The organism is Laspinema palackyanum D2c (assembly GCF_025370875.1).
Classification (GTDB): Bacteria; Cyanobacteriota; Cyanobacteriia; order Cyanobacteriales; family Laspinemataceae; genus Laspinema; species Laspinema palackyanum.
Genome location: NZ_JAMXFD010000062.1, coordinates 1 through 3,411 on the forward strand (window position 1 = coordinate 1; position 3,411 = coordinate 3,411).

Consider the following 3,411-nt stretch of genomic DNA (forward strand, 5'->3'; position numbering starts at 1 on the left):
ATGAATCCCCTGGGATAGAGTAACGCGATCGCATTAAAAGGGGTCCCTCTATTCTATGGGTGGCACTTCATACCGCTCTACTAAGAGGGTGCATTGTAAAAACCAAAACGGGGGCTTAAATTTAAAATAGGTCTCTTGTGACCTTGGTGATAAATTAACCATCGTGATTTCATTCAGTGGAATGACTTGACTACCGGAAACGAAATCCAATTCTTGCTCGATAGCCCCGATGCATCTTGATAATGTCCCCCCTAACCACCAAGTCGGTTTACTTCTTACGGAGAAAACCGTTACCCGAAAAGTTTGCTGAGGGTCATCGGATGGAAAAACCATATCAGGCAACCTTAAGCCCGCCAGATAATCCTCATCTGAGATTTCCATATCTATTTGGGCATGAGTGACCCAGTAAGCGTCATTGTCATAACTCATGACCCCATCCCCTCAAAATGAGATAATGCGTCTTTCATGGCAAAATAAGCGGGTTTCGGTTGATAGTCTCTATTGAATAGGAACGGGGTAAACTCGGGGCTTCTCCAGGAGTAGCGATCGGTAGTTCCCCAGATATTGAAGACTTCAGATCCACAATCCCGACATAACCGGAATAACTCGCTATAGGCTACCGCTTGAGATAACTCGCCAAAATGCTTGGAAAGACTTGTATTATCCCAGACCGTAACCTCACTAAAGTGAATCTTTAACCCTCTACTTTCAATGGTTTTCAAGAAATCTTTAAAACCAAAAAGCCTAAAAGTTCCGAGAGTATTGTGATGGAGTTGCACCCCTAACCCGTCCAAAATATTTCCCTCTCGTAGGTAATTATCAATTAAACTTAAGACCCCTTTCTGCTTTCGGTATCCTTGCAGGCGATACTCAGAATAGAACAATTTAGCATCAGGTCGGATATTTCTAGCCCAAATTAGGCAAGTCTTAGCCCATTCATTACCCAGATGATAACTTAGGAAAGATTCCCTTAACAATCCAGTTTCTTCGATAGCTTCCCCGCAAATATCCCACTCTACAATTGAAGGATACCGGCTTAATGTTTCTTCTAAGTAATTTTTCAGGAAGTCTCTAAATTGCTGACTATCCATATCTCGCAGCCATTCCGGGATACTCCTAGCCCAAATCATCAGATGCCCTCTGACTTTTAATTTAGCGTTAGTGGCAAAATCAACAAACCAGTCGGATGACTCGAAATTCCACTCATCAGGACATCTGGCTATTGTTCCTAGCTTAAAATCGTTATCGGAAGTTATAAGATTAAAATTTTCTGATACCAATTCTTGAAGCTTCAAATCATTGCTCAGTATTTTATAGTTTGAAGTCGCACCCAGATAAAACCCGCTCGGAATTATCGCCCTTAGACTCATAAAAATTGCCGCGCTTATATGGAGAGGAGAGGAGTAATAAAAAACCGACCCCTTCCTGATTTTTCAGCAAAATAAGGAGGGAGTCGCTGATTTTTTTCAGGAAGGTTATTCCTGGGTGATTAGATGAAAAGGTGCAATTAATCACCCATTTAAAATTATGGTACACCCCCAGCACTCTCAACGCCGATATAGACACTATTCGGTGTAGCGGACAAATCTGGGGTAGGAATCAGAGGAGTTCTCCAGATATATTTACGATCCCAAGGAGTGACTAACCCCATAATCGCGTTAGACGCATCAGCTTTAATCGTCCCGGTGTCTCCAGCCCCGACCTTGAGAATTAACCACGCTCGGAGTTCGGCGACTGAGATAGTCCGGCTTAAACTGATTGAGACGCTATTGCGCGGGACCGTTTCCGATTTAAGGGTTCCGGTGGTGCGGTCATAATAGGAAACCGGGATAGGCGTTGCAGGGATTAATAAAATTTTGTACTGATAACTCCCCCGTTGCCCTCTAATTGCGTAGGACCTTCCTTGATTCGTTTGATTGGGATTAGGGGTTGCCCCTGCTTGAAATTGACCAGTACGAGGCGTCGCGATTTTCAAACCTAGCCAACTGGCGACACAATCCTTGATATAGCATCTCTCGTTTGTCGTATCAGAAGGACTTTGAGCCGTACTATCTTTCATAATACCCGTGATCGCTTCGACATAATAGCCGGGTAAGGGTCCTGGGCGTAGTGCCATAAATTAACCTGTCCTATTACTAGATTTTCGGTTGCGGTGAGCTATCGGCAAGCTTACGGTGAGCTTGCGGTGAGCTTGCGGTGAGCTATCGGTGAGCTTGCGGTGAGCTATCGGAGGACTCCCCGGGAGCTTGCGGCGAGCTTGCGGTGAGCCTGCGGTGAGCTTGCGGTGAGCTTGGGTCGAGTCGTTGGCGAGTCGTTGGCGAGTCGTTGGCGAGTCGTTGGCGAGTCGTTGGCGAGTCGTCAACCGGGTAAAAAAGCGTCATCAATTGAGACTCTTATTAGATTCTCAATATATTTTTTTTATAGCCCTTCCATAAAACTAGCATGAAATTTTTATGAACTCTGGATAAACCGTGGGTCAACCGCTTATCGGGGATTAAGGTACGATATTCTTTTAAAATTTTATCCGTATGCCACTGTCCAAAGAGGAACCGTCTTTGTGACCCCAGAGGGGAAGTATTTCCCATATTTGGGATAGACGGTAATTTCTAGGAAATCAGGGTTACCGATAGGTCCCACTTTAGGGTAAAAGCCATCCCTATAAGCGGTATCTATTTCTTGGTAAATATTATATAGAACGTTCCTAGTTTCTTGGATAGTTTTACCATATATTATAACCTTGCTATTATCTTTTAAGGTTAACACCCCTTGATAAGAGCCTTTTTCCAGACGGGTAAAAGGGGGGAAATTATGCGGGTCTGAATGTTGATAGTGGGGAATTGTAACGACGTATTTTGCACTTTTCAGCGTGTCATCGGGATTCTTTTCAGCACATAAAACCACTAACTGCGGTCTATCGGCACCAGCCCTCAACTGCCACCACTCAGGGACTACAGGTCCGTTGTCATTTGTGCAAGTTGAGTGTTGAATGTCTTTTAACAGTTTAACTATGTCTCTATTCTGCAAAACTAAAGCAGGAATGCCCTTTGCCGTTCCGATGTATTGCTTGTTACTCTTTGAATCACATTTTTCCTTGATTTCATATAGCCAAGGGAAATCAGTGTTAAAGTTAGCATTAAACACTGTTATCATATTATCCAGAGTTGTCTGCATGGTGCTTAGCCGTGCTTGATTACTCTCTACTGTTGATTTAATACTATTGAGGAGATAACAAACATCACACGAAGGAACCCATCCCGTGTTTCCATCATCGCCACCCCCTCCAGAATCGCTGTAAGTCATAATTTGATACCTATCTCTTCTAATCTTTAATACCCGAAAAATAGATTAGGGCTACAAAAACCATTGCCCCAAAAACTCCCCCAACAAACCCGTAAATTACTCCTCGAAGTC

5 protein-coding genes are annotated in these 3,411 nt (G+C 43.6%); all 5 read right to left on the minus strand.

The genetic code is table 11. From position 1 onward, the window contains the following. Positions 1–48: 48 nt before the first annotated feature. The 5 genes from NG795_RS28235 to NG795_RS28255 all read right to left on the minus strand — a co-directional run bounded on the left by NG795_RS28235 (position 49) and on the right by NG795_RS28255 (position 3,300). A complete protein-coding gene (locus tag NG795_RS28235) occupies positions 49–429 on the minus strand; it encodes a hypothetical protein (RefSeq protein ID WP_367291925.1) in 381 nt (126 codons plus the stop codon). Beyond that, complete coding sequence (locus tag NG795_RS28240; protein WP_367291926.1) at positions 426–1,370, minus strand: endo-1,4-beta-xylanase; 945 nt, start codon at positions 1,368–1,370, stop codon at positions 426–428. Before NG795_RS28240 ends, NG795_RS28235 begins: the two co-directional genes overlap by 4 nt. A gap of 155 nt (positions 1,371–1,525) precedes the next feature. Next, positions 1,526–2,116 (minus strand): hypothetical protein, encoded by a 591-nt coding sequence (locus NG795_RS28245; RefSeq protein WP_367291927.1) that lies wholly within the window; start codon positions 2,114–2,116, stop codon positions 1,526–1,528. A gap of 3 nt (positions 2,117–2,119) precedes the next feature. Beyond that, on the minus strand, positions 2,120–2,362 hold the full coding sequence (locus NG795_RS28250) for a hypothetical protein (RefSeq protein ID WP_367291928.1): 243 nt from the start codon (positions 2,360–2,362) through the stop codon (positions 2,120–2,122). 158 nt (positions 2,363–2,520) lie between these two features. Beyond that, entirely contained in the window at positions 2,521–3,300 is a 780-nt protein-coding gene (locus tag NG795_RS28255) for a hypothetical protein (protein ID WP_367291929.1), read from the minus strand. Between the last annotated feature and the right edge of the window lie 111 nt (positions 3,301–3,411).